General features: G+C 73.4%; 4 protein-coding genes. 3 read left to right on the forward strand and 1 reads right to left on the reverse strand.

Annotation, left to right across the window (positions count from 1 at the left end; genetic code table 11):
• The first annotated feature begins 166 nt into the window (after positions 1–166).
• From HG543_RS51410 to HG543_RS51420, 3 genes are all read left to right on the forward strand, one after another.
• Positions 167–2,119 (forward strand): tetratricopeptide repeat protein, encoded by a 1,953-nt coding sequence (locus HG543_RS51410; RefSeq protein ID WP_169352319.1) that lies wholly within the window; start codon positions 167–169, stop codon positions 2,117–2,119.
• Positions 2,113–2,526 carry a MerC domain-containing protein gene (locus tag HG543_RS51415; RefSeq protein WP_169352320.1) on the forward strand — a complete coding sequence of 138 codons (414 nt, stop codon included), beginning with the start codon at positions 2,113–2,115 and terminating at the stop codon, positions 2,524–2,526. Before HG543_RS51410 ends, HG543_RS51415 begins: the two co-directional genes overlap by 7 nt.
• Positions 2,527–2,670: 144 nt before the next feature.
• Positions 2,671–3,219, forward strand: a complete 549-nt coding sequence (locus tag HG543_RS51420) for an isochorismatase family protein (protein ID WP_169352321.1) — start codon at positions 2,671–2,673, stop codon at positions 3,217–3,219.
• A gap of 8 nt (positions 3,220–3,227) precedes the next feature.
• Here HG543_RS51420 and HG543_RS51425 read toward each other — a convergent pair whose 3' ends face one another.
• Positions 3,228–4,706 (reverse strand): type 1 periplasmic-binding domain-containing protein, encoded by a 1,479-nt coding sequence (locus tag HG543_RS51425; RefSeq protein ID WP_169352322.1) that lies wholly within the window; start codon positions 4,704–4,706, stop codon positions 3,228–3,230.
• Positions 4,707–4,835: the final 129 nt, after the last annotated feature.

Consider the following 4,835-nt stretch of genomic DNA (forward strand, 5'->3'; position numbering starts at 1 on the left):
TCAGTTGTGTATAAGAGACAGTGTCTGGAGGCGCGCCGCAAGGCGTCTCCCGTCACGGCGGAGGCGCTGGCGGTCGCCTGGCGGCGGCTGGGCTCGCGCATCCGCTCACTGGATTCTGGATTCAACGCCTGTAACGCCCCGGTCTCCGGGGCCTGAGGAGGACCACATGCTGGCGCGACTGCTCCGAGCCGACGAACCGTCCATCTACGTCCATGCCCCCTGGGAGGACGTCGCGGACGAGGCGCTGCCGCCTCCGCCCCTGCGCGAGGGCCTGGGCAGCGCGCACCTGACGGTCAGCACCCGCGAGCCACTGGCCCAGGCGTACTTCGACCAGGGGCTGCGGCTGTTGCACCTGGGCTGGGGCGAGGAGGCCCGCCGCGCCTTCGCCGAGGCGGCGCGCAGGGACTCCGAGCTGGCCATGGCCTGGTGGGGGCTCGCCCTGGCGCGCGGCGCCGGTGCCCGCTTCGCCGCCTCTCGCGCGGAGGCCATCCGCCGGGCCCTGGCGCTGAGCGAGGGCGCCTCGGACGTGGAGCAGCGCTACGTCGTCGCCGCCAGCCTGCTGGCGGACAAGGGCCCCTCGAATGGCCGCCATGCCTTCGTGCGCGACATGGAGTGCCTCATCGACCGGCACCCCGAGGACGCCGAGGCGCGGCTGCTGCTCGCCGGCTTCCTTCTCGATGGCTACGAGGCCGACGGCCGCCCCGGGCAAGGACAGCCGTATGCGCAGGCCCTGCTGCGCGAGTTGCTGCGCACGCATCCGGAGCACGCGGGCGTGCACCACGCGTGGGTGCAGGCCATGCTGCACAGCCCCCGTCCAGAGGCCGCGCTGGAGAGCGCGAGGGCGCTGGTGCGGCTCGCCCCTTCCGCCAGCCCCGCGCTGCTCGCGGCCGGCCGGCTCCTGCAGCGGGTGGGCATGCTGGACGAGGCGCGCCGCGCGCTGGAGGCGGCGGCGACGGCGGATGACGCGTGGCGGGCGGGTGAGAGCCTGCCGCTCGCCGCGGCGCCCAGCGCGGAGGCCGCGATGCGGCTGCTCAGCCAGGGCTGCGCGGAGGCGGGGCAGTACACCGAGGCCCAGTCCTGGGCCCGCCGCCTGCGCCACCGCGTGGAGGAGGCGGCGCGGGAGCTCCATGCGCTGCCGAGCCCGGGCCGGGTGGAGGAGGCAGGGCGAGCGCCCCGGGAGCTGACGGGCCCGGGCGGCCTGGAGCTGTGCCGGGACACCGAATGCCCGACGGAGGCCGTCGGCCTGCGTCCCTGCGCGGAGGGCGCGGAGCGCGTGTCGCGCATCGGCCGGGGCCGCGCGGAGGCGAGGTCGAAGGCCGCCACGGACGCCGTCGGTGGTGAGTCCCAGGCGCTGCTCTTCGCCGCCACCGCCATGGTGTCCACGCACCTGCGCTTCGGCTTCTGGCGCGCGGCGGCGGATGTGCCCATGGAGCTTCCGGAGTCCGCCCCGCTGGCCGTCCGCGCGCTGCGCGACGCCGTGCGCCTGTACACGCGCGGCGTGAGCGCGCTCGAGGCGGGCAAGCTGATGGAGGCGGAGCGCGCGTGCGACGCACTGGACGCGCTGCACCCGCCGCTGGCGGAGGAGCGCCGCTCGGAGGGACGCGTGCTGTGCCCGCGCGACGTGGCCCGGGTGGTGGAACTGGCCGCGCAGGAGCTGCGTGGCTCGCTGGAGGCCCGCCGTGGAGACGCCGGCCGCGCCGAGGCCACGCTGACGCGCGCCCTGCGCCTGGAGCGCCGCCTGCGCGCCGCCGGTCCCGCGCCGTTCTCCCGCTCACCGCGCGAGGCGCTCGTCCGCCTGCGGCTGCGCTCCGAGCGCGAGGACCGCGCGCTGTCGCTGGCCCGCACGCTGGTGGCCGAGCGCCCCGGCTGCGGCCACTTCCGCCTGCTCGCCGCCGAGGTCCAGGTGGCCCTGGGCGCCTGGGACGAAGCGGTGGCGGACTTCACCGCTTTCCTCGACTGCTGGCGTGACGCGGACGCGCACCTGCCGGAATTGCGTCGCGCGCGGGCCTTCGTCACCGGCCGGGGGCGCGTCCTGCGCCTCGTCCACTCTTCCGAAGTCCTCAACCCCCTGGAGGCGGACGCTCCCGCCTTCCGGGTCCTGGAGAAGGTGTCTTGCTGAATGCTTCGAACATGACGGCGGCCTCGCGCTGGGATGGCGTGGGGCAGCTCATCTCGGCGCTGTGCATCGTCCACTGCGTGGTGCTGCCCCTCGTGCTGGCCTTCCTGCCGGTGGCGCTCGCGGAGGCGCTGGAGGGCGAGGCCGTGCACCACGGGCTCCTGGCGCTCGTGGTGGTGAGCGCGCTCGCGGCCTTCATTCCGGGCTGGCGCCGGCACCGGCGGAGGTCCACGCCGGTGCTCGCCGCGCTCGGCGTGGCGCTGCTGGCGGGCGGGGCCTTCGCGGTGCCGGAGGACGCGGGTGAGGCCTGGGAGACGGGGCTCACGCTCGCCGGCGGCCTGGTCATGGCGGTGGCTCACGGACGCAACCGCACGTTGTGCCGCGACTGTTGCGCGCCCGAAGGGGCGTGAAGGGCGTGTCTCGGAAGTGCGGTGCCGCGCGCCGGCCCGAGACTGTTGCCCGTCCGAAGCGGCGTGAGTGGGGAGCGTCGTCCGTGAGGAGGCCCGCTCGCCGGGCCGCTTGACGGGCCGGAGCCGTTCGCGCGAGAGGAGGGCATGCCCACCTTCCGCCTCACGCTGGACCAGACCGCGCTGCTCGTCGTGGACATCCAGGAGCGGCTGTGCGCCGCCATGGACCGCGACACATTGGACCGGATGCTTGCTCGCACCAACGCCGCCGTCGAGGGCGCGCGGGCGCTCGGCATGCCCATCATCCTCACCGAGCAGTACCCCAAGGGCCTGGGCCCCACGCACTCGCTGGTGCGCATGCGCCTGGGGGACGTGAAGCCCGTGGAGAAGCTGGAGTTCACCGCGGCCGTGCCGGACGTGCTGGCCGCGCTCGGCTCGCGCAAGCAGGTGCTGGTGGCCGGCATGGAGACGCACATCTGCGTCTTCCAGACGGTGCGCGACCTGACCGAGCGCGGGCTGTCTCCCTTCCTGCTGGCGGACGCGGTGCTGTCGCGCTCGGCGGAGGACCGCCGGGTGGGGCTGGACTTGTGCCGCGACGCGGGTGCCCACGTCGTCACCGTGGAGGCCGCGCTGTTCGACCTGCTCGGGCGCGCCGGCACGCCCGAGTTCAAGAAGGTCTCCGCCGCGGTGCGCTGACCTTCCGCCTAGAACATGGGCGGATGCTTGACCATCGACGGCGCCGGGCGGATGCCCGACGGAGGAGGCGGCGTCAGCTCTTTGGAGATGGCGGGGAGCGACGGCGTCAGCTCGCCCACGTAGAGCAGGCCGTGGAAGCCCTCGGGTGTGGGTGAGTCGAAGGGCTGGACGTACGGCGTCTGCCCGGCCGTGGCCGCCACCCGCTCCGACGGCGTCGCGCCGAGGTACCCGCACTGGAGCTTCCCGGCCCGGTTCAGGTCGCAGCCCCAGCGCGTGCCCTGGGCGTAGCTCATCTCCAGCACCACGACGCGGCCCTTGTCCAGGTGGGCCGCCATGGGCCGGAAGTTCTGGTCCCACGGCGTGCCGGAGACGGTGCGCGTGTGCGTGTTGCCGGCGAGCACCACCTGGACCTCGTCGGGGTGGGCGGCGCGGCGCCCGGTCCACACCTTCGCCAGCGCGGCGTCGCGCTCGCTGCCGTGGGCCACGTCCGTGTCATAGGCCACCAGCGTCACGCGCAGGCCCGCGGCGCGCATGGCGCGCACCCGGTCGATGAGGTCGAAGATGGCCCGGCTGCTGCGGCCGTCCTGGTAGGGGCGCTGCCAGAAGCGGCCCTCCAGCAGCGCGTCCTGGTCCACCGGCGCGCCGGGGCTGGCCAGGTACCGGTCCAGCCGCTCCTGCTCGGTGCGCGGAATGGACAGGCCGAGCACCACCGGCAGCCCCGCCTCGGCCATCTGGCACACGACGTTACCCACCACCGCGGGGGCCTCACGCGAGCCGAGCTGCTCGCCGATGAGCAGCGTCAGCCCCGGCTGGAACAGGTCCGACAGCCCGCGCACCGTGTCCCCACACAGGCCCGGCTTGGGGTCCACGTCCCTCCACCGCGCGAGGTAGAAGTCCTCGTCCCGCACGGGCGTGGGCAGCGGGTCCTGCTGGATGTTGCCGCTCACCACCTCGATGGACGGGCCTGACTCCAGGCGCAGCGTCAGGGCCTGTTCCAGCTCCAGGTCGCGCCGGCCCTTCGCCGCGAGCTTCATCTCGTCCAGCTCCGGAGCGTTGGTGTCGAGCTGCACCGGCTTCAAGCGCGGGTCCGCCCTCATGTAGCCCATCTCCCGCAGCATCTTCACCCAGGGGTATCTTCCCTCCTCGGCGGTATTGCTCACCGTGTGGAAGGACATGCGGAAGATGCGGACCACGGACTGCCGGGGCCCCACCGCGATGCCCGTCACCAGGTAGCGGGAGTACGCATCGGCGTTGGTGTGGGGACGCGCAGGCCCCTCCCATGTCGTGAGGAGCTGGCTCGGGTCCTGCGTCTCCTCGAAGGTATAGCCCTTCGCCTCCAACAGCTCGCGCGCGGTGGCCATCGCCTCCGCCAGCGGCTTCTGGAAGACGTGCTCGTACTTCGGCATCTCCGGCTGCGCGGTACGTGGACCGTGCGCGCATCCGATTCCCAGCACGACCACCCACGACATCAACCATCGAACGTTCATGGAAGCCCCCTCCGGCCCGCACCAGCGAGCAGGTTCTTCCGCTGAAACGCTACGACGAACGTCGTATATCGAGGGCGGCTGGAATTCCTACGACGGGTGTCGTACCTGTCTCTTATACAAATCTGACGC

Source organism: Pyxidicoccus fallax (genome assembly GCF_012933655.1).
Lineage (GTDB): Bacteria > Myxococcota > Myxococcia > Myxococcales > Myxococcaceae > Myxococcus > Myxococcus fallax.